The organism is Pseudomonas sp. Marseille-Q5299 (genome assembly GCF_943737035.1).
Taxonomy (GTDB): Bacteria; Pseudomonadota; Gammaproteobacteria; order Pseudomonadales; family Pseudomonadaceae; genus Aquipseudomonas; species Aquipseudomonas putida_E.
The window spans coordinates 282,806-306,393 of sequence record NZ_CALSFR010000008.1 but is presented as its reverse complement, the minus strand read 5'-3'; the positions used below and the strand labels follow the sequence as shown (position 1 = coordinate 306,393).

The following is a 23,588-nucleotide window of genomic DNA, read 5'->3' as shown; positions in this document are numbered from 1 at the left end:
GCCCCCATGCCTGATGCCACTCGCCACCTCGTATTAGCCAACGGCCTGCAGCTCACCCTGCGCCATGCCCCGCGGCTCAAGCGCTCGGCTGCTGCGCTGAGGGTCCACGCGGGCAGCCACGATGCTCCGGCAAAATGGCCTGGGCTCGCGCACTTTCTCGAGCATCTGTTCTTCCTCGGCACTCCTCGATTCGCCTTGGATGACGGCCTGATGCGCTACGTCCAGACCCTCGGCGGGCAGGTCAACGCCAGCACCCGCGAACGCACCACAGATTTCTTCTTTGAAGTCCCGCCCGCAGCCTTGGCCGGCGGGCTGGAGCGCCTTTGCCAGATGCTCGCCGAACCCGACCTGGGTAGCGAACGCCAGCGCCGCGAGCGTGAAGTGATCCATGCCGAATTCATCGCCTGGTCGCGCAACCCTAAGGCCCAGAAGGATTTTGCCCTGCTGCAATCAGTGTCGGCTGGCCATCCGCTAGGCGGTTTTCATGCTGGCAACCGGTATACCCTGGCGTTGCAGGATCCTGCCTTTCAGCGGGCCCTCACAGATTTCCATCAACGCTACTACCACGGTGGCCAGATCACCTTGAGCCTGTGTGGGCCGCAACCGCTGGATGAGCTCGAACAGCTTGGCAGGCACTACGCTGGTTTGTTTGCCTTCGGCGAACGCACGCCACAAACACCGCCACCTGCCCTGTCGAACACGAACACAGCCCTGGTATTCACCCATGAAAACCTGCCCCTTGGTGGCGAACGAGCATTGGAGTTGCTGATTGCCGGTTTGAGCGACAGCAGGCCGGGCACCTGGCTGGATGCACTGCGCCAGCGCAGCTGGCTGCAAACTTTCAAGGCAGAAATGCTGTACGCCTTCGCCGGGCAGATGCTCTGGCACATCGAGCTCGAACTCAGCGCAGACGCCTGCGCAGAGGAAGTACACGCCCTGCTGCACGGATGGTTCGGCTTTATCCGGCAATCCGGCCCGGCGGACCTGAACGCCGAGTTCGGCCTTCTGCAACAGAGCCGCGAACGCAACGCCAGCCCCCTCGAGTTGGCCCGCCGTGACAGCGCAGGCCAGCCATTGGCGGCACTTGATGCACAAGCACTCTGCGCACTTCAGGCACTGCTCGAAGGCCTGCCATCGCGCAAGCATGGGCAATGGCAGCTGCCAGCACCCGAGCCTTTGCTGTTTACCGGCTTGCCCCCCACGCAGACGCCTCAATTGCCTGCAGCGCTGACGGTCAGTGAACAACTGCCGGCGGCACGCCAATACGGGGCAGTTCACCTGCGCTGGCAAGTGCCTTCGGCCCTGCGCCAGGGCTTGCACGCCGTGCTCGAACGCGCCCTGCAGCCGCTACAGGCGCGATGCGAGCGTGCCGCGTTGCAACTGCAGTTCAGTGCCGCAGGCGAAAATTGGCAGCTGCGTTGCACTGGCCTGCCCGCAGCGGTCACGAGGGCCGTCGAACTCGCGATGGCGTGCTTGCGTTCGCCCGCTGACTGGGAGCCTGCGACACAACAGCCCCCCTTGCTGATCCCGATCAGGGCCCTGCTCAACCAACTGCCAGATGCACTCACCGGCGCAGTGCCAAAGCCCGAACCAACCCGCGCGCTCAATCAACAGGCACTCGACGATGCATGGCAGCACAGCCGATGGCATGGCCTGGCTGTGGGGTTCGACGCAACCGCCCTGCAGGCCCTGAGCGCAGCATTGCAAGGCTGCCCCGGGCAGTTTGGCATGCCGGTACCTCCGCCCGACTGGCACGGCCGCCGCTGGCATCACGCCAAGGTGCCGGGCAGCGAACCCGCACTGTTGCTTTTTTGCCCCGTGCCTGACCATCAGCAAGCCTGCGGCCGGCTTCTCGCCCAGTTGCTGCAAGGGCCCGTGTACCAAAGGCTACGGGTGGAATTGCAGCTGGGTTACGCCGTATTCAGTACCTTTCGTCAGGTCGAGGGCATCGGCGGGCTGCTGTTCGGCGTGCAATCGCCCCGTGCCACCCACGCCGAGATCCTCGGTCACCTGCTCACCCTCCTGCGCCAAGGTGTATGTCTCGACGCTGCTGCACGGCAAAGGTTGGCGGCGCAGTTCGACGAGCCAGCCATGGCCAACGCGGAGCTTGCCGATTGGGCATGGCAGACACACTTGGCTACACTACCCGACGATCTGCCCGCGTTACGCGTGGCTATCCTGAAGACGCAACAGGCGCATCTGGACGATTTGCTGGGCCGCTTGCTCGCAGCCGATTCACCCTTGCTCTGCCTGGCCAATGGGCCTGCGCCAGCGGGGGCCTGGCACTGATCCGGGGTCAATTGTTACGTATACCGCAAGGGCGCTTTTCGAAGAATTAACCTTTCGGTACAAGATTTTCTTGTAAGATAACGCTATCTCAGCCGCCGGAACCTTCGGCGCGAGGCGACGCCAAACAAATAGCTGAACCCTCTACCCTAACCCGGAAGGAGCAAAAACCATGTGGACCAAACCTGCATACACTGACCTACGTATCGGCTTCGAAGTGACCATGTACTTCGCAAGCCGCTAAGCACTGCCTGCGTTTCAACGCCTCGGCCAGCCGGGGCGTTGTCGTTTTTTCGGCTACGGTTCTTCGGACAGTTCGGATAGAGAGCAACCATGTACATCCAGATTCTCGGTTCCGCCGCCGGCGGTGGCTTCCCGCAGTGGAACTGCAACTGCGCCAACTGCAAGGGCTATCGCGATGGCAGCCTGCGCGCCACGGCACGCACCCAGTCGTCGATTGCCCTGTCCGACGACGGTGTGCACTGGATCCTGTGCAACGCCTCACCCGACATCCGTGCCCAACTGCAGGCCTTCGCGCCAATGCAGCCGGCCCGTGCCCTGCGCGACACCGGCATCAATGCCATCGTCCTGCTCGACAGCCAGATCGACCACACCACCGGCCTGCTCAGCCTGCGCGAAGGCTGCCCGCATCAGGTCTGGTGCACCGACATGGTCCATCAGGATCTCACCACCGGCTTCCCGCTGTTCAACATGCTCAGCCACTGGAACGGTGGCCTGCAGTGGAACCGCATCGAGCTCGAGGGCAGCTTTGTCATCCCGGCCTGCCCCAACCTCAGGTTCACTCCGTTCCCGCTGCGCAGCGCCGCACCGCCTTACTCCCCGCACCGCTTCGACCCACATCCGGGCGACAACCTGGGGCTGCTGGTGGAAGACACCCGCACCGGCGGCAAGCTGTTCTACGCGCCCGGCCTGGGCCAGGTCGACGACAAGCTGCTGGCAATGATGCACGGCGCTGACTGCCTGCTGGTCGACGGCACGCTGTGGGAGGATGATGAAATGCAGCGCCGCGGCGTCGGCACCCGCACTGGCCGCGAAATGGGTCACCTGGCGCAGAACGGCCCCGGCGGCATGCTCGAGGTGCTGGACGGTTTCCCACGCCAGCGCAAGGTACTTATCCACATCAACAACACCAACCCGATTCTGGACGAAGACTCCCCCGAACGCGCCGAGGTCCAGCGCCGCGGTGTGGAAGTCGCCTTCGACGGCATGAGCATCGAGTTGTAAGGAGGCCCGATGAGCGAGGCACTGCCACTGTCGCCTGCCGAATTCGAGCAGGCCCTGCGCGCCAAGGGCGCCTACTACCACATTCATCACCCCTATCACGTGGCGATGTACGAAGGGCGCGCTACCCGCGAACAGATCCAGGGCTGGGTAGCCAACCGCTTCTACTACCAGGTGAACATCCCGATGAAGGATGCCGCGATCCTCGCCAACTGCCCGGACCGCGAAGTGCGCCGCGAGTGGATCCAGCGCCTGCTCGACCACGACGGAGCCCCGGGCGAAGACGGTGGTATCGAAGCCTGGCTGCGCCTGGGCCAGGCCGTGGGGCTCGACCCGGACCAGCTGCGTTCCCAGGAGCTGGTGCTGCCAGGTGTGCGCTTCGCCGTCGATGCCTACGTGAACTTCGCCCGCCGTGCCAGCTGGCAGGAAGCGGCCAGCAGCTCGCTGACCGAACTGTTCGCCCCACAGATCCACCAGTCGCGGCTGGACAGCTGGCCGCAACACTACCCGTGGATCGATCCTGCCGGCTACGAGTACTTCCGCACCCGCCTGGGCCAGGCCCGGCGCGATGTCGAGCACGGCCTGACGATCACCTTGCAGCACTACACCACCCGGGCGGGCCAGGAGCGTATGCTGGAAATCCTGCAGTTCAAGCTGGATATCCTCTGGAGCATGCTCGACGCCATGAGCATGGCCTACGAGCTGCACCGCCCGCCGTATCACACCGTCACCCAGCAACGGGTATGGCACAAGGGGATTGCCCTATGAGTTTCGACCGCAAGCAAGTGCCGAACTGGCGCCCCGGTTACCGGTTCCAGTACGAACCGGCGCAGAAAGGCCACGTGCTGCTCTACCCTGAGGGCATGATCAAGCTCAACGACAGCGCCTCCCTCATAGGCGGCCTGATCGACGGCAAACGTGATGTGAACGCGATCATCACCGAGCTCGAGCAGCAATTCCCTGGTGTGCCCGAAGTCGCTGATGACATCGAGCAATTCATGGAGGTGGCCCGTGGCGAACACTGGATCACACTCGCCTGAGGTACCGGTCGGCCTGCCGCTGTGGCTGCTGGCCGAACTGACCTATCGCTGCCCGCTGCAGTGCCCGTACTGCTCCAACCCCCTCGACTTCGCCGAACAGGGCAAGGAGCTGTCGACCGCGCAGTGGTTCAAGGTGATGGCCGAGGCCCGTGAAATGGGTGCCGCGCAGATCGGCTTTTCCGGCGGTGAGCCGCTGGTGCGCCAGGACCTCGCCGAGCTGATCGGCGAAGCGCGCCGGTTGGGTTACTACACCAACCTGATCACCTCCGGCATCGGCCTGACCGAGGCACGTATCGCCAACTTCAAGGACGCCGGCCTGGACCACATCCAAATCAGTTTCCAGGCCAGCGACGAGCAGGTGAACAACCTGCTGGCGGGGTCGAAAAAGGCCTTCGCACAGAAGCTGGAGATGGCCCGGGCAGTGAAAGCCCATGGCTATCCGATGGTGCTCAACTTCGTCACCCACCGGCACAACATCGACAAGATCGACCGCATCATCGAGCTGTGCGTGGCGCTTGAAGCCGACTTCGTCGAACTTGCAACCTGCCAGTTCTATGGCTGGGCGCACCTCAACCGCCTGGGCCTGCTGCCGACCCGTGAGCAGCTTGAACGCGCTGAACGCATCACCAACGAGTACCGTGCAAAGCTCAAGGCCGAAGGCAACCCGTGCAAGCTGATCTTCGTCACGCCGGACTACTACGAGGAGCGCCCCAAGGCCTGCATGAATGGCTGGGGCAGCCTGTTTTTGACCATCACGCCGGACGGCACTGCCCTGCCCTGTCATGGCGCACGTCAGCTGCCGGTGCAGTTCCCGAATGTCCGCGATCACGACCTCAAGCACATCTGGTACGACTCGTTCGGCTTCAACCGTTTCCGTGGTTATGACTGGATGCCCGAGCCCTGCCGCTCGTGCGACGAGAAAGAAAAGGACTTCGGCGGCTGCCGCTGCCAGGCCTTCATGCTCACCGGCGATGCCAGCAACGCCGACCCGGTGTGCGCCAAGTCGAGCGACCACGGCATCATCCTCAAGGCCCGCGAGGAGGCAGAAACAGCCGACCTCGCCATTGAACAGATGACCTTCCGTAATGAGCGCAACTCACGTGTCATTGCCCGCGGGTGAATTCAGTGCCGCGCAGGCTGTCGCCGCCGGCACCGATTTCGCCGAACTCAAAGCCAGCCCCCAAGGCCTGTTCTGGAATGAATTTCGCCCGGCCGACGGTGCTTGCCGCATCTGGTGCTGGCGTGACCAGCAGGCACGCTGCCTCACGCCTGACGGCTTCAGCGTGCGCAGCCGGGTCTATGAATACGGTGGAGGCAGTTTCTGCCTGAGCGATGACGCAGTGGTGTTCGTCAACGAGAAGGACCAGCAGATCTATCACCAGGGACTTGATGGCGCGCCACCGCATGCGTTGACCCAGAATGCCCAATGCCGTTACGGCGACCTGCAATGGCACGACGGCCAAGTGCTGGCGGTCGAGGAGTGCCATGGCGAGAGTGTGGAACATCGCCTGGTGGCATTGGGTGAGACCGCCGTTGAAGAGCTCGGCGCAGGCGCTGATTTCTATGCATCCCCCACGATCAGCGCCGATGGCACACGCCTGGCCTGGATCGAATGGGACCGGCCGGCGCAGCCATGGACAGTCACACGGCTGATGTGTCGCGAACGGCAAAGTGACGGTAGCTGGGGCGCGCCGCGCTGCATCGCGGCGAATGACGAGTCCCTCCAGCAACCTCGCTTCGACGCGCAAGGGCGCTTGTACTGCCTGTCCGACCGTAATGGTTTCTGGCAGCCCTGGGGCGAGTTGGGCGGGCTATGGCAAGCCTTGCCCGCCGAGCCTGCAGACCACGCTGCCGCACCCTGGCAACTGGGCAACAGCACCTGGCTGGCAATCGGACCACAAAGCTACCTGGCCAGCTGGTTCGAAGGTGGCGTTGGGCAACTCGGGCTACGCACCGTCGACGGCCAGATGGAGCGTTTCGCCAGTGCCTATAGCCGTTTTCGTAGCCTGGCCATCGACGCCGGGCATCTCTACGCAATCGCTGCCTCGCCGATCAGCCCGCCAGCCGTCATTGCCATTGACCGGGCAAGCCACGAAGTACGGGTTCTGGCAGGCGGCGCCGAGTTACTGCCAGCCGATTGCATCAGCCAGCCGCAATCCATCCTCTACGACAGTGGCGGCGAGGTTTCCCATGGTTTCTTTTACCCCGCAGCCGGCGCCAAAGGGCCTTCCCCGCTGGTGGTGTTCATCCATGGTGGGCCAACCTCAGCCTGCTATCCGGTGCTGGACCCACGGGTTCAGTACTGGACCCAGCGTGGCTTCGCCGTTGCCGACCTGAACTATCGGGGCAGTACTGGTTATGGTCGCGAATATCGCCAGGCCCTGCACCTGCGCTGGGGCCAGAGCGATGTACAGGATGCCTGCGCGGCGGTCGAACACCTGGCCGAACGCGGTTTGATCGACCACCGCAAAGCCTTCATACGTGGTGGCAGTGCCGGCGGTTATACCACCCTGTGCGCCCTGGCGTTCCATGACGTATTCCGTGCCGGTGCCAGCCTCTACGGGGTAAGTGACCCGGTTGCGCTGGGCCGCGCCACGCACAAGTTCGAAGGCGATTACCTCGACTGGCTGATCGGTGACCCGCAACAGGATGCCGAGCGCTATCGCCAACGCACCCCACTGTTGCATGCCGAGCAGATCAATGTACCGGTGATTTTCTTTCAGGGTGAACTGGATGCTGTGGTGGTGCCGGAGCAGACGCGCTCGATGCTTGAGGCGTTGAAGGCCAATGGCATCGAGGCCGAGGGGCACTTCTACGCGGGCGAACGGCATGGCTTTCGAAAGGCCGAAAACCTTGCACATGCCCTCGAGGAGGAATGGAAGTTCTATTGTCGGGTGCTGGCCCAGTGAAACCTGGGGCCGCCCTGCGGCCCCGGCAGATTCAGCGCTTGGCGATGATGTACACCGCATGCACGATACCCGGAATGTACCCCAGCAAGGTCAGCAGGATATTCAGCCAGAACGCCCCGCCGAACCCGACCTGCAGAAACACACCCAGCGGCGGCAGGATGATGGCGATGATGATGCGAATGATGTCCATGCAAGTTTCTCCTCAATGGGTCTAAACAGAGACTAGCTGGGCATCGCAGAGGTTCCACCGGTGCATGCCGTGGTTTTTTTGCAGCGCTCAGGCACCTTGCCAAGGGCCTGCCCCCCACAAAAAAAACGCCCCGGGCCAAATGAATCAGGCCAGGGGCGATGCGCAGAAACGCCAGACGGTTCGTAGAATTCGTATCAGGCCGAAACTTCACGGCGGGCATGCTGCTGCGCGTGCAGGCGGGCGAAGGCCCGGGCCAGGCGCAGGAGCATTTCATCGATGTTGCCTTTGCTCACCGTCAACGCCGGTGTAAAACGCACCACATCGGCCTGCGGGGCATTCAAAAGCAGGCCCTCGTGCAAGGCCGCCTGCACCAGGTCCTTGGCCAGGTGTTCCTGTAGCTGAAGCGCCCAGAGAAGCCCTTGGCCGCGTACTTCGCCTTGGCCATAGCGGCCGGCCAGGCGGCTCAGGCCATCGCGCAGATGGCGGCCACTGTCCTGGACATGCTCGAAAAAGCCCGGCTCCAGTACGGTATCCAGTACCGCAAGGCCTGCAGCGCACATCAGCGCATTACCATGGTGGCTGCCCTCCAGCTCGCCGGGGGCCGCGCAGCAAGCGGTACCACGAGCAAGCAAGGCCGCCAGCGGCACGCCGGCTCCCAGGCCTTTGCCCAAGGTAATGATGTCAGCGCGCACCCCGTAGGTTTCCTCGGCCAGCAATGCTCCGCAGCGGCCAATGCCGGTCTGCACCTCGTCAAGGATCAGCAGGATGCCCAGCTCACGGCACAACCGCTCGACGCCTTTGAGGTATTCCCTTGTCGCGGGAATCACGCCTGCCTCGCCCTGGACCGGCTCGAGCATGATTGCCACAGTTCGCGAGTCGACTTCTGCATGCAGCGCCGCCAAGTCATTGAATGGCACTTTGCTGAAACCCGGCAGGCCGGGTTCACAGCGGTTGCACGGCAGCGGATCGGATGCCGACAGGGCCCCCAGGCTGCGGCCATGGCAGCCCTGGCTGGCAGTGATGATGTGATAAGCGCCGTTGCGGTGCAGCTGGCCCCATTTGCGCGCCAGCTTGATCGCCCCCTCGCAGGCCTCGGCGCCACTGTTGAGCAGGTACGCCTGATCGCTACCGGTGCTCTGGCACAAGCGGTTGGCCAGCGTCAGCAAACCACGGCTATGGAAACCGGCCCCTGGGTTGATCAACGCCTGGGCCTGATTGCCCAGCGCCTTGACCAACACGCTGGGGCTGTGGCCCAGGCTGTTTACCGCGCCGCCCTGGGTAAAATCCAGGTAAGCATGCCCTTGGTTGTCCCACAACCAGGAGCCTTGGCCACGCACGAACACTTGTGGCGCACGTTCGGCGCCGGGCATCAGGCGCTCGCGGGACAACGCCGATGCGTCTGGCACGCTTACCGGCGCACGCTTGGGCACGACAGCCGCGGCGGGGGCCGATCGGCGCAGGTTGAACAGGTTCATCGGGGGCTCCGGCCAGTCACGGCAAAGGGCAACGTCCGGTCTTGGCGCCGGCGCTTGATAATTTTGCCTTTCCTATCAAAAGTGTTTCTCAAACGGGGTAACAATGCGCGAATTGATCGCTGTAACCCGCTGGAATACGGCGATAGACTAGGCCTCGGCGGCGCTTGCGGCCATTCCGTTTTTTCAGCTTTTTCGATAAGTAATACTTATGGATTTTCGCCAACTGCGTTATTTCGTCGCGGTGTATGAAGAAGGCCATGTCGGCCGCGCTGCTGAACGCCTGTCACTGTCTCAGCCGGCCCTCTCGCAGCAGATCCGCCAGCTTGAGCACAGCCTTGACCTGAGCCTGTTCGAGCGCAGCAACAAGCGCCTGCTGCCGACCTTGGCGGCCCACACCCTGTACAACCACGCCCTGCCCCTGCTCGATGGGCTGCAGCGCGCCCACGAAGCGATGCGCAACTTCAAGGGCCAGTCCTTGCGCACGCTGGCCATCGGCGTACTACAGACGGTTCGGCCGAGCCTGGTGCCGCAGTTGCTTGAGCGGTTGCGCAAGGCCCAACCGCATTTTGTGGTACAGATCTATGAGCTGTCGGGGCTGGAAATCGAACGACGCCTGCTCAACGGCAACCTGGATATCGGTATCAGCTACCTGCCGCCACGCCAACCTGGGCTACACGGCTTGCTACTGTACGAAGATGAACTGCAGCTGGTGATCCCTGATACCCATCCGTTGAAGGACTTCAAGAAAGTCTCTATCAGACAAGCTGCAGAACTGCCGATGCTGATGCTTGGCGAGGAGTTCCAGATCCGCCAGATCTGGAAGCAACAGTTGGCCAGCCTGGGGCGCAGGCCGCAGGTTCAGGCGGAGATGAACAACATGGGCGGCATTCTCGACAGCCTGGCCCACACCGCACTGGCCACTATCCTGCCTGGCCGCGCCAAGGAGGCTGCCGACGATGACCAAGGGTTGCTGTGGAAACCATTGAGCGAGCCGCGGGTGCCGTTGAAGGTTGGCCTGGTATTTCGCGATGCCCAGCGCCAGCAGGCATCGGTCGAGTTGCTGCGCACGCTGCTCGAGGAAGAAGCCGACGCACGGCAACTGGGGGCTTCACCCCTGGATGTGCTTGGCTGAAATACACGCGCGCAAAGAAAACCCCGCCGAAGCGGGGTTTTCCCAGACTTTTTCCCTGTGACATCCCTATCGCCCCACCGTCCTGGCAGGAAATCCTTCGTTTGTCCCTGTTCTGTCCTTTGCGCTTCCTGCGCAACGTCCATGTAGCAAGATTAGCCGTGGATCCAATCTGACACCAGTGGCGAAAAGTCACCGCGTGATGTAGGAAAATGCTTACAAACAACGTTCATCAATAAACGTCGGGCGTATATCCCAGTCGTCAGAACTGCTCGGCATCCAGCAAGTACAACGACTCGCTCCCCGCCTTGACCGAAGCCACCAGCGAATCCACCCGCGGCAGCAGCCTGGCGAAGTAGAACCGCGCCGTCCCCAGCTTGGCCGAGTAGAACGCCTCATCGCCCTCGCGCGCCTTGGCCGCCCGCGCCATCAACGCCCACATGTAGGCATAGGCGACATAGCCAAAGGCATGCAGGTACTCGACCGACGCAGCACCAATCTCATTCGGGTTGCCCTTGGCCTGCTCCAGTACCCACTCGGTAAGGCCGTCGAGTTGATCGAGGTAGGCACCCAGCGGTTTGGCGAACTCATCCAGGTCGCCACCCGCGCTGGCAATGAACTGGCGAATCTCCTCAGAGAACAGCTTGTAGTAGGCACCACCACTGGCCACCACCTTGCGGCCCATCAGGTCCAGGGCCTGAATACCGTTGGTGCCTTCATAGATCTGGGTAATGCGCACATCGCGTACCAGTTGCTCCTGGCCCCACTCGCGAATGTAGCCATGGCCACCGAACACCTGCTGGCCATGCACCGCACACTCAAGGCCCAGGTCGGTGAGGAACGCCTTGGCTACTGGCGTCAACAGCGCCACCAGCTCTTCACTGCGTTTGCGCGTACCCGGCTCTTCGCTGTACTTGGCGCTGTCCAGCTGCATTGCCACGTACGTGGAGAAGGCGCGGCCACCTTCGATCAGCGCTTTCATGGTCAGCAGCATGCGGCGCACATCCGGGTGGACGATGATCGGGTCGGCCGCCTTTTCCTTGGCCTGCGGGCCGGTGGGCGCACGGCTCTGCAAACGGTCGCGGGCATACTCGACGGCATTCTGGTAGGAGCGTTCGGCCGTGGCCAACCCCTGAATGCCCACGCCCAGGCGCTCGTAGTTCATCATGGTGAACATCGCCGCCAGGCCCTTGTTCGGCTCGCCGACGATGTAACCTACAGCTTCATCGAAGTTCATCACACACGTTGCCGAAGCCTGGATACCCATTTTGTGCTCGATCGAGCCACAGGTAGCCGGGTTACGTGCCCCAAGGCTGCCGTCATCGTTGACCAGGAACTTGGGCACCAGGAACAGCGAGATGCCCTTTGGCCCGGCCGGTGCGTCAGGCAGCTTGGCCAGCACCAGGTGGATGATGTTTTCGGTCAGGTCGTGTTCGCCGCCAGTGATGAAAATCTTGGTGCCGCTGACCTTGTAGCTGCCATCGGCCTGGGGCTCGGCCTTGGTCCGGATGATGCCAAGGTCGGTACCGGCATGCGGCTCGGTCAGGCACATGGAACCTGCCCACACGCCGGAATACATGTTCGGCAGGTACTTTTCCCTGAGCGCTTCGCTGGCGTGGGCGTTGATCGACAGGCAGGCACCCGCAGTCAGCATCGGGTACAGGCCGAACGCCAGGCTCGACGCGTTGACCATTTCTTCAACCTGGGCCGAAATCGCCTTGGGCATGCCCATGCCACCGTACTGGGGATCGCCGCCCACACCCACCCAGCCGCCCTCGGCGTAAGTGTTGTAGGCCTCGATGAAGCCAGCCGGGGTGCTTACCGCACCGTCTTCCCAGTGACAGCCCTCTTCGTCAGCCGCTCGGCTGAGCGGGGCGATGGACTTGCTTGTGACCTTGCCTGCTTCTTCCAGCACGGCAAGTGCGGTTTGCGCATCGACCGTTTCGGCCAGCTCAGGCAATTGCGCCCACAGCTCTGCCACGTTGAAGACTTCATTCAGAACGAAGCGCATGTCGCGCAGCGGCGCTTTATATTCAGCCATGACAACCTCTCGCTGGTGGGGTCGGGGCGGTCTCGAAGGACCGCAGCACGGGGTTGAATCCAGTGTAACCGAACAACTTTTGCGAGACATAGGGTCATCACGCGACCATATAGTCAATTATGGTCACGCAGTGCGAACGGCTCCGCGCCGTGATTGTTGGCCGTAAACCATGACACAGTTACGGCCGGCACCTTTGGCGCTGTAAAGCGCCTGGTCGGCTGACTTGAGCACTTCTTCGGGGTTGCGGTGTTCGATAAGGCGTTCAGCGACGCCGATACTGATGGTCACCGATACCGTGCCAGCACCACTGCCGCTGCGGCGCTGGCGCCCGGCGGAATCGTCCTGTGGCCGGTTGTTCTGGTCACGCAGTTGCATCGTGTAGTTGGCGATCATCTCGCGCACGGCTTCCACATGCGGCACGCATTCCTCGGCGGTCTTGCCGGCGAAGACCAAGGCAAATTCCTCGCCACCGTAGCGGTAGGCGCGCCCACCACCGGTGACCTTCGACAGCCGGCTGGCGACCAGGCGCAATACCTGGTCACCGACATCGTGGCCATGGGTGTCGTTGAATTTCTTGAAGTGATCGACGTCGGTCATGGCAATCACGTAGTTGCGCCCCAGGCGCTGCATGCGTTCGTTCAACGCGCGCCGCCCAGGCAGGCCGGTCAGTTCGTCACGGAAGGCCATCTGGTAGGCCTCGTGAGAGACCGCCGCAGCGATCATCAGCATTACCTGGCTGCACATGATGTTCAGCGTGAACGGCAGGATGAACGTCTTGGGCAGCATCCAGAAGATACCGATCAGCCCGATGATCTGGGCCGCATGCAAGGGCCTTGGCTCACGCAGGTACTGCACCACCAGCAGCATGAAGACACCGATGAACAACGGGTAGACCATCTGGATCAGGCTCATCCACTGCCCATGCAGCGACGGCCAACGGATTTCCGCCAACCAGGCCAGCAGTGCCTGGGGAAAACTTTGCTCCAGTGCCACTGCCACGCTACCCACAGCGAACAGCACAGCAAACCGCGCAAGCAGGTCCTGGGCCAGGTGGGTGCGCTCCTGCCAGGCGCCAAATAGCCCGAACAATGCAGGCAGCAGCAGGCACACCAGATGGAAAATCACCGCTGCGTCCTCGCGCACACGCCCATGGTCACGGTAGTAGTCGGTCTGGGTATCGAGCAGAAAGTAGGCGATGTACACCGTGACCATCAAGAACAGCTCGCGCTGGCGACGGTAGACCGCGCAGTAGGCGCCACCCAGCAGCAGGACCAAGGTGGGCAGGACGTTGAACAGTGATGTGAAGAAGACGCTGAGGTCTCTCACGTATGCCGCCGCAAGCCCTGCCAGCAAGAGGAACAGCGAAGGCAGGAAGTGGCTTGCGCGTACAGCGTTTAAACGAAACAAGGGTAATCTCCGACCCGGCAGATCAATAATGGCATTGTGCCTTTACTTCATCGGCAGCGCACATGAATAGATGAATGCACGGGGGGTTAACGGCAGCAGGGGCGGAGGGCTTGAGCTTTTCTTGTAACCGGATCTTGGGGCGTAGCGGCCCCAAAAATACGAAAACCCGCCTGCCGGTGAAGGCAAGCGGGCTTCAGTGACGCCTTGCGGCTTAGTAGGACAGGCCGAAGTGCTCTTCGTCCATCGCCATCAGGTTGCTGGCACCGGACAGCATGGTCGCCACGTGCGTGCGGGTGCGAGGCAGGATACGCTGGAAGTAGAAGCGCGCCGTCTGCAGCTTGGCGGTGTAGAAGGCTTCTTCCGAAGTGCCGGCAGCCAGCTTCTCGGCAGCCAGGCGTGCCATGTCGGCCCAGAAGTACGCCAGGCACGCATAACCGGAGTACATCAGGTAATCCACCGATGCAGCGCCTACTTCTTCGCGGTCCTTCATGGCGGCCATGCCCACTTTCATGGTCAGTTCGCCCCATTCCTTGTTGATCGCAGCCAGCGGCTCGACGAACTCCCTGACCGCCTCATTGCCTTCCTGCGCCTGGCAGAACTTGTGCACGATCTTGGTGAAGCCCTTGAGCGCTTCGCCCTGGGTCATCAGCACTTTGCGGCCCAGCAGGTCGAGGGCCTGAATGCCGGTAGTGCCTTCGTACAGCATGGAGATACGGCTGTCGCGCACGTTCTGCTCCATGCCCCACTCGGCGATGAAGCCGTGGCCGCCGTAGATCTGCACGCCGTGGTTGGCCGCCTCGAAGCCGACTTCGGTCATGAAGGCCTTGGCGATCGGGGTCAGGAAGGCCAGCAGGGCGTCGGCCTTCTTGCGCTCTTCCTCGTCCTGGCTGTATTTGACGATGTCCACCTGCTTGGCGGTGAAGTAGACCATGGCGCGGTTGCCTTCGGCGAAGGCCTTCATGGTCAGCAGCATGCGGCGAACGTCCGGGTGCACGATGATCGGGTCAGCAGCCTTGTCAGGCGCTTTGGGGCCGGTCAGCGAACGCATCTGCAGGCGGTCACGGGCGTACTTCAGGCCACCCTGGAAGGCCACCTCGGCATGTGCCAGGCCCTGCAGCGCGGTGCCCAGGCGGGCGGTGTTCATGAACGTGAACATGCAGTTCAGGCCCTTGTTGGCTGGGCCGATCAGGTAGCCGGTGGCGCTGTCGAAGTTCATCACGCAGGTAGCGTTGCCGTGGATGCCCATCTTGTGCTCGAGCGAGCCGCAGCTCACGCCGTTGCGCTCACCCACGCCGCCTTCGGCGTTGGGCAGGAACTTCGGCACGATGAACAGCGAGATACCTTTGGTGCCGGCCGGGGCATCCGGCAGGCGGGCCAGCACGATGTGGACGATGTTATCGGCCATGTCGTGTTCGCCGGCAGAAATGAAGATCTTGGTGCCGGAAATGCTGTAGGAGCCGTCAGCTTGCGGCTCGGCCTTGGTGCGCAGCATGCCCAGGTCGGTGCCGCAGTGCGGTTCGGTCAGGCACATGGTGCCTGTCCATTCGCCCGATACCAGTTTGGTCAGGTAGGTTTCCTGCTGCTCTTCAGTACCGTGCGCAGAAATGGTGTTCATCGCACCATGGGACAGGCCCGGGTACATGCCCCACGACCAGTTCGACTCACCCACCATCTCGCTCAACGCCAGGCCCAGCGACTCTGGCAGGCCCTGGCCGCCATGGGCGACATCATGGGCAAGGCTTGGCCAGCCGCCTTCGACGAACTGCTCGTAGGCCTGCTTGAAACCGGTCGGGGTCTTCACGCCGGACTCGCTCCAGGTGCAGCCTTCCAGGTCACCGACACGGTTCAGCGGGGCCAGCACCTGCTCACAGAATTTCGCGCCTTCTTCGAGGATCGCGTCGACCATGTCGGGCGTTGCGTCCTGGCAACCCGGCAGGCTCTGATAGTGCGCCTCATAGCCAAGCAGCTCGTCGCGAACGAAGCGAATATCACGCAAGGGGGCTTTGTAATCAGGCATTGCGATGAACCTCTGTGATGAGTCCGGTAGGGAGACCGCTGATACCGACCAGCTCTTGCCGGCTTTCGGTCAAACAGTTGTTTGAAACTTACGTTTAGGACTGACCGATGTCAAGGAGGGACTATGGTGCCATTTATGCCGCGAAACATGGCGTTTATGCCATCGCCTGAAAAGACGCCCACGACAATGGCAGCGGGCCTGCCCACGAAGGCGTTGGCTCAGGCAAAAAATCTAGCCTGATCAAACGCATCCGCAGGCGGGCCCGCTTCCACAGAGCACTGTGCAGGTTTGTGAAAGTGCCGCGCCTTCAGGCGTAGGTATCGATGAACCGACCGAGCATTTCGTCGGAAGCCTTGGCGACTTTCGCGCCCAGTTCGACCTCGGTTTTGCCCAGCGCCAGCTGTACAGTGCTGGTGGCAAGGTCCATCTGCTGGCTGCGGTCAACCGCACGCAGGCGCTCGGCCTGAAAATCGCTGGACTGGCTGGTGGCGGCGCGTTCGACAGTGTTGCTGGCGATCTGGCTGGCCGCCTGGTCGACGCGGTTCTGCCCGCTCTGGATGGCGCTGAGGCCCGCGTAGTAGGCGGAGCTACCGGTGATTTCCATGTCAAAACTCCAATGACGCTGGATGTGAACAGGCCTGATTAAAACAGGCCCGGGCCATAAAGGCCCGTTTAAATCGCTAATGGCCCCGTGCCATCTGATAGACGTGAGGCATGGCGCTTCAGTCCAGCAAGTCCAGCTGCAGATGTTCCGCGACTGCATCGGCAGTCGCTTGCTTGAGCTTGGGCACCCGCCCCAGGCAAGGCGCTGGCAAGCGCTCGGCCAGGCTGGCGAGGTTCTCCTCCAACCGCGACGTACGCGGGTCGATGACATTGGCCACCCAGCCTGCCAGTTGCAACCCGTCCCTGGCGATCGCTTCGGCGCTGAGCAATGCGTGGTTGATGCAGCCAAGACGCACCCCTACCACCAGAATCACTGGCAACTTGAGGGCGATTGCCAGGTCGGACAGGTTGGCATGACCAGACAGCGGCACGCGCCAGCCACCGGCACCTTCGACCAGGGTGAAATCCGCGCCCTGATCCAACACGTGACGCATGGCCTGGAGCAGGGCCGGCACCTCCAACGTCACACCCGCTTCACGCGCCGCCACGTGCGGCGCGATGGCAGGTTCAAATGCAAAAGGGTTGATCGCTGCATAAGGCAGTTTGAGCGTGCTCTCGTCGATCAATGCCTGGGCGTCAGCGTTGCGCAGCCCCTTTGTGGTAACTGTGCAGCCGGACGCCACCGGCTTTGCACCCAGCGTACTCAGGCCCTGCAGACGTGCGGCATGCAACAGCCCGGCTGCGATGGTGGTCTTGCCGACATCGGTATCGGTACCCGCGATGAAATAGGCCTGGCTCATTTCGCTCCTCTCACGCCTTTGGCTTGCGCAACACACCATAGACCACCTGATAGGTGGCGGGCAGCCCTTGCGGCTGGCGGAATGCTTCATACGCCTGCAGCAGCCCCTGCATGCGGGCACGGCCAGTCAGGCCCGACGGCCGCCCAGGGTTGAGGTTGTGAGCGCCAAGTGCCTTGAGCTCATGGGTCAGGCCGCGCACATGCGGGTAGTGCAGCACATGCGCCTGCTGACGCAGGCCAAGCTGCTCCAGGCCGCTTGCCGCGCACAGTCGCTGATAGTCCTCGAACCGGCGGAAGCGGTTGACATGCACCATGCCATCCACGGCCTGCCAACTGGCGCGCAATTCATCGAGGGTACCGACACACAGGCTGCTGAAAGCCAGCACACCGCCCGGGCGCAATACCCGCCGTGCTTCTTCCAGCACGCTGGAGAACTGCGCGCACCACTGCACCGCCAGGCTAGAGAAAACCAGGTCGACGCTGTGATCAAGCAGCGGCAGCCGCTCGGCGTCGCCTGCCACATGGTAGCGGGCCCCGCCCTGCTCGCCTCGGGCATGGCGCAACATGCCTTCGGCGATGTCCACCGCCACGCCCGTCGCCGGCGTGAAGCGCTCGGCCAGCACCCGGCTGAAATGCCCCGTACCACTGCCAAGGTCGAGCCAGCGCGATGGCGTCAGTGCGTCCGGCAACTGCTCCAGCAGGGTCATGCCCACCGCGCGCTGCAAGGCCGCCACGCTGTCGTAGCTGGCTGCCGCGCGGGAGAACGAGGCCGCTACCTGGCGCTTGTCCGGCAGCGCGCCGGGCAGGGTTGGACGGGAAAGGTCAGTCATCGCCACTCTCATGCAGGAAACTCTTGATGCCCGCCGCCAGCTCCTGCGGGTACTCCAGCAGGAACGCGTGGGAACTCTCTTCAACCAGGCCGACTTCAACGTCGGGCAACAACTCGCTCAGCGCTTTGGCCGCCTCGGGGGGCACCAACGCATCACTGCCGGCGAACAGGTGCAGTTGCGGGCCGCCGTACGCCTGCAGCGCTTCGCGGGTATCCAGCTGAGCCAGCACCTCAAGCCCGGTGGCCAGGTACAGCGGGTCGGTCTCCGGTACCCCCACGCCCAGCTGGCGCAGCAACGTGCGCGGCTGCAGGGCGCCGTCACTGCACAAGGTACGAAAACGCTTGAGGGTCACCGAGGCGTGGCTGCGGCAACCGTCGAGGAAGGTCCCGAAGGTGTCATCGGCCATGCCATGCGGCCAATCCGCCCGTGCCACGAAGCAGGGATTGCTGGCCAAGGTCAACAGCCCGCAACAGTGGTCGCCACGCTTGCGAGCCAGCTCACTGGCGAGCATGCCGCCGAGCGACCAGCCGCCCAGCCAGGTATCACTGGGCAGTTTGCGGTCAAGGTAGTCGACCCACGCCTGGACATCGGCGTCGGCCAGCTCCGGCAGGGGCGCCAGCTCGACCTGCAGACGCGCGTCCTGCGCACGCAGGCTGGCGGCCAGCGGCTCCAGGGCCGCAGTACCCAAGCCCCAGCCGGGAAGAAGGATCAGTCGGTTACGCATCGGCGGCCTCCAGCTGTGGATAACAATCGGCCAATGCATTCAACAATAGCTGTACCTGCGCCTCACTGTGCGCAGCGCTCAAGGTTACCCTCAGCCGTGCACTGCCAGCAGGTACGGTAGGCGGGCGGATGGCGGTGACCAACAGGCCTCGTTCGCGCAGCATCTGCGACAGGCGCAGTGCCTGTGCACTGTCGCCGATCAGGATCGGCTGGATCGGAGTCGGGCTGTCCATCAGCTGCAGGCCGATCTGCACGGCACCCTCGCGGAACTGCCGGATCAACCCGGCCAGGTGCTCACGGCGCCAGGTTTCGCGGCGCAGCAGCTCCAGGCTCTTGAGCGTGGCGCAGGCCAGTGCCGGCGGCTGGCTGGTGGTATAGATGTACGGCCGGGCGAACTGCACCAGTGCCTCGATCAAATCATCGCTGCCCGCAACGAAGGCGCCCGCTGTGCCGCAAGCCTTGCCCAGCGTACCGATCAGCACGGGCACGTCATCGATGCCCAGGCCAAAGTGTTCGACGATTCCGCCGCCCTGTGCACCCAAGGTACCCAGGCCGTGAGCGTCGTCGACCATCAACCAGGCACCACGCGCACGCGCGACTTCGGCCAGTGCAGACAGGTCGGCCAGGTCACCGTCCATGCTGAACACACCGTCGGTGACCACCAAGGTATTGCCGCAGGCCTTGCCCAGGCGGTTGGCCAGGCTGACTGCATCGTTGTGCAGGTAACGGTTGAAGCGGGCACCACTGAGCAAACCGCCATCGAGCAGCGAGGCATGGTTGAGGCGGTCCTGCAATACCGTATCGCCCTGCCCCACCAGCGCGGTGATGGCCCCGAGGTTGGCCATGTAGCCGGTAGAAAACAGCAAGGCACGCGGGCGACCGGTCAATTCGGCCAGCGCCTCTTCGACCTGATGATGCGGCGTGCTGTGGCCGACCACCAGATGCGAGGCTCCGCCACCGACACCCCAACGCTCGGCGCCGGCTTGCCAGGCGGCGATCACCTCGGGGTGGTTGGCCAGGCCCAGGTAGTCATTGCTGCAGAAAGCCAGCAACGGCTGGCCGTCGACCACTACGTTCGGCCCTTGCGGGCTCTGTAGCAGCGGCCGCTGCCGATACAGGTCTGCAGCGCGCCGTTCGGCAAGACGCGCTGCAAGATCGAAGGCCATCTCAGGCAGACGCGGCGTTATAGAACAGCTCGCTGCTGCGTTGCTCGACCAGCGCCTGTTCGATGGCGGCCTGGTGCACTTCGTCGGCATGCTCTTCACGCGCTTCAGGCTTGATGCCCAGGCGGGCGAACAGCTGCATGTCCTTGTCGGCCTGTGGGTTGGCAGTGGTCAGCAGCTTCTCGCCATAGAAGATCGAATTGGCGCCGGCCATGAAGGCCAGCGCTTGCATCTGCTCGTTCATCTGCTCGCGCCCGGCGGACAGGCGCACGTGCGACTTGGGCATCAGCAGCCGCGCGACCGCCAGCATGCGGATGAAGTCGAACGGGTCGACATCTTCTTCTTCGGCCAGGGGGGTGCCGGCCACTTTCACCAGCATGTTGATCGGCACCGACTCGGGATGCTCGGGGAGGTTGGCCAACTGGATCAGCAGGCCTGCACGATCGTCGAGCGACTCGCCCATCCCGAGAATGCCACCGGAGCAGATCTTCATCCCGGCATCGCGTACGTAGGCCAAGGTCTGCAGACGCTCGCTGTAAGTGCGGGTGGTGATGATGCTGGCGTAGAACTCCGGCGAGGTATCGAGGTTGTGGTTGTAGTAGTCCAGGCCTGCCTGGGCCAGCGCCTGGGTCTGGTCCTGATCGAGCTTGCCCAGGGTCATGCAGGTTTCCAGCCCCATGGCCTTGACCCCTTTGACCATTTCCAGCACGTAGGGCATGTCCTTGGCCGAGGGGTGCTTCCAGGCGGCGCCCATGCAGAAGCGGGTAGAACCGATGGCCTTGGCCCGCGCCGCTTCTTCCAGCACCTTCTGCACTTCCATCAGCTTCTGTTTTTCCAGCCCGGTGTTGTAGTGGCCGGACTGTGGACAATATTTGCAATCTTCCGGGCAGGCGCCGGTCTTGATCGACAGCAGCGTGGAAACCTGTACGCGGTTAGGGTCGAAATGCGCCCGATGCACGGTTTGCGCCTGGAACAGCAGGTCGTTGAACGGTTGCTGGAACAGGGCCTTCACCTCGGCCAGGGACCAGTCGTGACGTGTTGTTGCAGTTGTGCTGGCGCTCATCGGCGTTTCCTTGTTTAGGCTGTAGCTGGCGCCGGGACAGGAATGCCCGCCAGCGCATCACGGATAGCTCGCATAGTCATGGAAGGCCTATGAACTGTCAACCTTGGTTAAAAGCACTGGTTTACAAGTGTACAAATATTGAACATACCTGTTTGCTGTGCGGCACTTCTGCCGAGCAGCCCCACCCCATCTGTATTGCGTGCGAGGAGGACCTGCCCTGGCTGAGTGAGTACTGCATGCATTGCGCGCTACCGCTGCCAATGGCCGGCCTGACCTGCGCCCAGTGCAGTCGCCGTGCCCCGGCCTTCGAACAAGTGGTGGCGCCGTGGTATTACGGCTTTCCCGTGGACACACTGATCAGCCGCTTCAAACACAATCGCCAGTGGCCATTGGGGCGCTTGATGGCCGAAATGCTCAGCCTGGATTTGCGCCACCGCTTTGCCGATGGCCTGGCCAGGCCATCGCTGCTGTTGCCTGTGCCACTGGCAAAGCGTCGACAGCGCGAGCGTGGCTTCAACCAGGCAGGCATGCTGGCAAAGTGGTTGGCCAAGGCCCTGGCAATCGACTGCAACGAGCGATTGCTGCGGCGCACCCGCGAAACACCGGCGCAGCAAAGCCTGGATGCCAAGGCCAGACGGCGTAATCTGCAGCAGGCCTTTGCGGTGGTTGATGAAAGCGCATTGCACGGCCTGCATGTGGCCGTGGTCGATGACGTGCTGACCACCGGTGCCACGGCGCAAAGCATCGCCGCCCTGCTGCGCGGCGCCGGCGCACGCCGCGTTGATGTGTATTGCCTGGCACGCACGGCAAAACCGGGGCAAGCTTGACCGGTCAGTCCCAGATAGGCGCCATCATGACCCTGCCCGCCCTGCTCACCCAGCACATCGCTCGCCGCCCACAGCGCATCGCTTTGCTTCAGCATATCGCTGAGCAAGGTTCGATCACCCGCGCCGCGAAGGCGGCAGGCATAAGCTACAAAGCCGCATGGGACGCCATAGACGAACTCAACAACCTGGCCAGCCAGCCGCTGGTCGAGCGTAGCACCGGCGGGCGCGGCGGCGGTGGCGCTCGCCTGTCGGGCGAAGGCGAGCGGGTACTGCGCCTTTACCAACGCTTGCAGGCCTTGCAGGCCCAGATTCTCGAGGCTGCCGAAGAATCCAGCGACCTTGACCTGCTTGGGCGCCTGATGTTGCGCACCAGTGCCCGCAACCAGCTGCAAGGCCAGGTCAGCGGCTTGCGCCGCGAGGGGCGGCACGACCGCGTGAGCCTGGCGCTGGGTGGCGGGCTGGAAATCGAGGCACTGATCACACACGACAGCACTTCACGCCTGGAGCTGACGCTCGGAACCATGGTGGTGGCGTTGCTCAAGGCCGGGTGGGTGCGGTTATCGAGCGCCGCAGATGAAGCCGAAGCGGGCAGCAATGTGCTCAAGGCCACCGTGGAAGAGGTGATAGCGGATGGGCATGACACCAGTGAAGTGAGGCTGGCGCTGGGTAATGGCCAGACACTCTGCGCGTTTGCCGATGCGCACTGGCTGGCACAAGAGGCAGTGACAACAGGTAGCCAGGTCCGGGTGCAGTTTCATCCCTCCCATGTATTGCTGGGGGTACCGGTGTAGGTTGGTCGCGCCACCCCGCCAGAGGGCCGGCACTGATACCATGAGCCCTTGCAGCCCACCCCGGAGCCACCATGTCTCACCCCTTCGCGACCCTCACCCCCGACCTGGTACTGGACGCCGTGGAGAGCCTCGGCTTTCTCAGCGACGCCCGCGTACTGGCCTTGAACAGCTACGAGAACCGCGTCTACCAAGTGGGTATCGAAGGCGAGCAACCACTGATCGCCAAGTTCTATCGACCCGGCCGGTGGAGCAATGAAGCGATTCTTGAAGAACACCGCTTCACCGCCGAGCTTGCTGAGTGCGAAGTGCCGGTGGTCGCCCCGCTGCAACACAATGAACAGACCCTGTTCGAGCACCAGGGCTTTCGCTTCACACTATTTCCCCGCCGCGGCGGCCACGCACCGGAGCCGGGCAACCTCGACCAGCTCTACCGTCTGGGCCAGCTGCTGGGCCGCCTGCATGCCGTGGCGGCAACACGCCCGTTCGAGCATCGCGAAGCCTTGACTGTGGATAACTTTGGCCACGCCTCCCTGCAAACCCTGCTTGATGGCAACTTCGTACCTCGGGAATTGCTGCCCGCGTTCGAGTCTGTAGCGCGCGAGCTGCTCAAACGGGTCGAAGACATCTACGCACGCACCCCACATCAGGTCATGCGCCTGCACGGCGACTTGCACCCCGGCAACCTGATGCATCGCGACGACGTCTACCACGTCGTCGACCTCGATGACTGCCGGATGGGCCCGGCCGTGCAAGACCTGTGGATGATGCTGGCCGGCAGCCGTGAAGAACGCCTGGGCCAATTGGCAGAGCTGATCGACGGCTACAACGAGTTTCACGATTTCGACCCGCGCGAGCTGCCCCTGATCGAACCGCTGCGCGCCTTGCGCCAGCTGCACCATAGCGCCTGGCTGGCACGGCGCTGGGACGACCCGGCATTCCCACGCAGCTTCCCCTGGTTTGGCCAACCGCGTTACTGGGGCGATCAGATCCTGGCCCTGCGCGAGCAAACAGCGGCACTCGACGAGCAACCCCTGAAATTGTTCTAAATGCCTG

General features: G+C 63.0%; 22 protein-coding genes. 11 read left to right on the top strand and 11 right to left on the bottom strand.

The features are described from left to right. Positions 1–6: 6 nt before the first annotated feature. The 7 genes from pqqF to NGJ21_RS22185 all read left to right on the top strand — a co-directional run bounded on the left by pqqF (position 7) and on the right by NGJ21_RS22185 (position 7,477). Entirely contained in the window at positions 7–2,289 is a 2,283-nt protein-coding gene (pqqF, locus tag NGJ21_RS22215) for a pyrroloquinoline quinone biosynthesis protein PqqF (RefSeq protein WP_174141940.1), read from the top strand. A 169-nt stretch (positions 2,290–2,458) separates the two neighbouring features. Then, a complete protein-coding gene (gene pqqA, locus NGJ21_RS22210) occupies positions 2,459–2,530 on the top strand; it encodes a pyrroloquinoline quinone precursor peptide PqqA (protein WP_008365141.1) in 72 nt (23 codons plus the stop codon). 89 nt (positions 2,531–2,619) lie between these two features. Next, on the top strand, positions 2,620–3,531 hold the full coding sequence (gene pqqB / locus NGJ21_RS22205; RefSeq protein WP_046787559.1) for a pyrroloquinoline quinone biosynthesis protein PqqB: 912 nt from the start codon (positions 2,620–2,622) through the stop codon (positions 3,529–3,531). Positions 3,532–3,540: 9 nt separating this feature from the next. Then, the gene (gene pqqC, locus NGJ21_RS22200) at positions 3,541–4,296 is read left to right on the top strand and encodes a pyrroloquinoline-quinone synthase PqqC (RefSeq protein WP_046787558.1); all 756 of its coding nucleotides are present in this window, start codon (positions 3,541–3,543) and stop codon (positions 4,294–4,296) included. Next, entirely contained in the window at positions 4,293–4,568 is a 276-nt protein-coding gene (gene pqqD / locus NGJ21_RS22195) for a pyrroloquinoline quinone biosynthesis peptide chaperone PqqD (protein WP_012316584.1), read from the top strand. Before pqqC ends, pqqD begins: the two co-directional genes overlap by 4 nt. Beyond that, positions 4,540–5,688, top strand: coding sequence for a pyrroloquinoline quinone biosynthesis protein PqqE (pqqE, locus tag NGJ21_RS22190; protein WP_119687876.1), 1,149 nt, complete (start codon positions 4,540–4,542; stop codon positions 5,686–5,688). The genes pqqD and pqqE overlap by 29 nt, the downstream gene beginning before the upstream one ends. Further along, on the top strand, positions 5,654–7,477 hold the full coding sequence (locus NGJ21_RS22185; protein ID WP_251962679.1) for a S9 family peptidase: 1,824 nt from the start codon (positions 5,654–5,656) through the stop codon (positions 7,475–7,477). The genes pqqE and NGJ21_RS22185 overlap by 35 nt, the downstream gene beginning before the upstream one ends. Positions 7,478–7,508: 31 nt before the next feature. Here NGJ21_RS22185 and NGJ21_RS22180 read toward each other — a convergent pair whose 3' ends face one another. Further along, entirely contained in the window at positions 7,509–7,667 is a 159-nt protein-coding gene (locus NGJ21_RS22180; RefSeq protein ID WP_012316587.1) for a YqaE/Pmp3 family membrane protein, read from the bottom strand. A 194-nt stretch (positions 7,668–7,861) separates the two neighbouring features. Beyond that, complete coding sequence (locus tag NGJ21_RS22175) at positions 7,862–9,142, bottom strand: aspartate aminotransferase family protein (protein WP_115273048.1); 1,281 nt, start codon at positions 9,140–9,142, stop codon at positions 7,862–7,864. A gap of 208 nt (positions 9,143–9,350) precedes the next feature. On the opposite strand from NGJ21_RS22175, the gene NGJ21_RS22170 reads away from it, so the two are divergent. Further along, a complete protein-coding gene (locus tag NGJ21_RS22170; RefSeq protein ID WP_251962678.1) occupies positions 9,351–10,274 on the top strand; it encodes a LysR family transcriptional regulator in 924 nt (307 codons plus the stop codon). Between the two features lie 259 nt (positions 10,275–10,533). On the opposite strand, the gene NGJ21_RS22165 is transcribed toward NGJ21_RS22170, so the two are convergent. From NGJ21_RS22165 to bioB, 9 genes are all read right to left on the bottom strand, one after another. Beyond that, entirely contained in the window at positions 10,534–12,312 is a 1,779-nt protein-coding gene (locus NGJ21_RS22165; RefSeq protein WP_251962677.1) for an acyl-CoA dehydrogenase C-terminal domain-containing protein, read from the bottom strand. Positions 12,313–12,435: 123 nt separating this feature from the next. After that, positions 12,436–13,719, bottom strand: coding sequence for a GGDEF domain-containing protein (locus NGJ21_RS22160; RefSeq protein WP_115273049.1), 1,284 nt, complete (start codon positions 13,717–13,719; stop codon positions 12,436–12,438). Between the two features lie 211 nt (positions 13,720–13,930). After that, the gene (locus tag NGJ21_RS22155) at positions 13,931–15,736 is read right to left on the bottom strand and encodes a phenylacyl-CoA dehydrogenase (protein ID WP_204919083.1); all 1,806 of its coding nucleotides are present in this window, start codon (positions 15,734–15,736) and stop codon (positions 13,931–13,933) included. 307 nt (positions 15,737–16,043) lie between these two features. After that, a complete protein-coding gene (locus tag NGJ21_RS22150; RefSeq protein WP_012316593.1) occupies positions 16,044–16,340 on the bottom strand; it encodes a hypothetical protein in 297 nt (98 codons plus the stop codon). A 118-nt stretch (positions 16,341–16,458) separates the two neighbouring features. Then, on the bottom strand, positions 16,459–17,139 hold the full coding sequence (bioD, locus tag NGJ21_RS22145) for a dethiobiotin synthase (protein ID WP_115273051.1): 681 nt from the start codon (positions 17,137–17,139) through the stop codon (positions 16,459–16,461). Between the two features lie 10 nt (positions 17,140–17,149). Next, on the bottom strand, positions 17,150–17,968 hold the full coding sequence (gene bioC / locus NGJ21_RS22140; RefSeq protein WP_251962676.1) for a malonyl-ACP O-methyltransferase BioC: 819 nt from the start codon (positions 17,966–17,968) through the stop codon (positions 17,150–17,152). After that, positions 17,961–18,692: an alpha/beta fold hydrolase gene (locus NGJ21_RS22135; protein ID WP_237860727.1), complete on the bottom strand. Its 732-nt coding sequence runs from the start codon at positions 18,690–18,692 to the stop codon at positions 17,961–17,963. The genes bioC and NGJ21_RS22135 overlap by 8 nt, the downstream gene beginning before the upstream one ends. After that, on the bottom strand, positions 18,685–19,857 hold the full coding sequence (bioF, locus tag NGJ21_RS22130) for an 8-amino-7-oxononanoate synthase (RefSeq protein ID WP_251962675.1): 1,173 nt from the start codon (positions 19,855–19,857) through the stop codon (positions 18,685–18,687). Before bioF ends, NGJ21_RS22135 begins: the two co-directional genes overlap by 8 nt. A gap of 1 nt (position 19,858) precedes the next feature. Further along, positions 19,859–20,917, bottom strand: coding sequence for a biotin synthase BioB (gene bioB, locus NGJ21_RS22125; RefSeq protein ID WP_046787546.1), 1,059 nt, complete (start codon positions 20,915–20,917; stop codon positions 19,859–19,861). Positions 20,918–21,006: 89 nt separating this feature from the next. Here bioB and NGJ21_RS22120 point away from each other — a divergent pair, with 89 nt between their 5' ends. From NGJ21_RS22120 to NGJ21_RS22110, 3 genes are all read left to right on the top strand, one after another. After that, a complete protein-coding gene (locus tag NGJ21_RS22120) occupies positions 21,007–21,744 on the top strand; it encodes a ComF family protein (protein ID WP_174141946.1) in 738 nt (245 codons plus the stop codon). 26 nt (positions 21,745–21,770) lie between these two features. Beyond that, complete coding sequence (locus tag NGJ21_RS22115) at positions 21,771–22,535, top strand: TOBE domain-containing protein (RefSeq protein ID WP_251962674.1); 765 nt, start codon at positions 21,771–21,773, stop codon at positions 22,533–22,535. Positions 22,536–22,606: 71 nt separating this feature from the next. Continuing rightward, complete coding sequence (locus NGJ21_RS22110) at positions 22,607–23,581, top strand: serine/threonine protein kinase (protein ID WP_039602860.1); 975 nt, start codon at positions 22,607–22,609, stop codon at positions 23,579–23,581. The last annotated feature ends 7 nt before the right edge of the window (positions 23,582–23,588 follow it).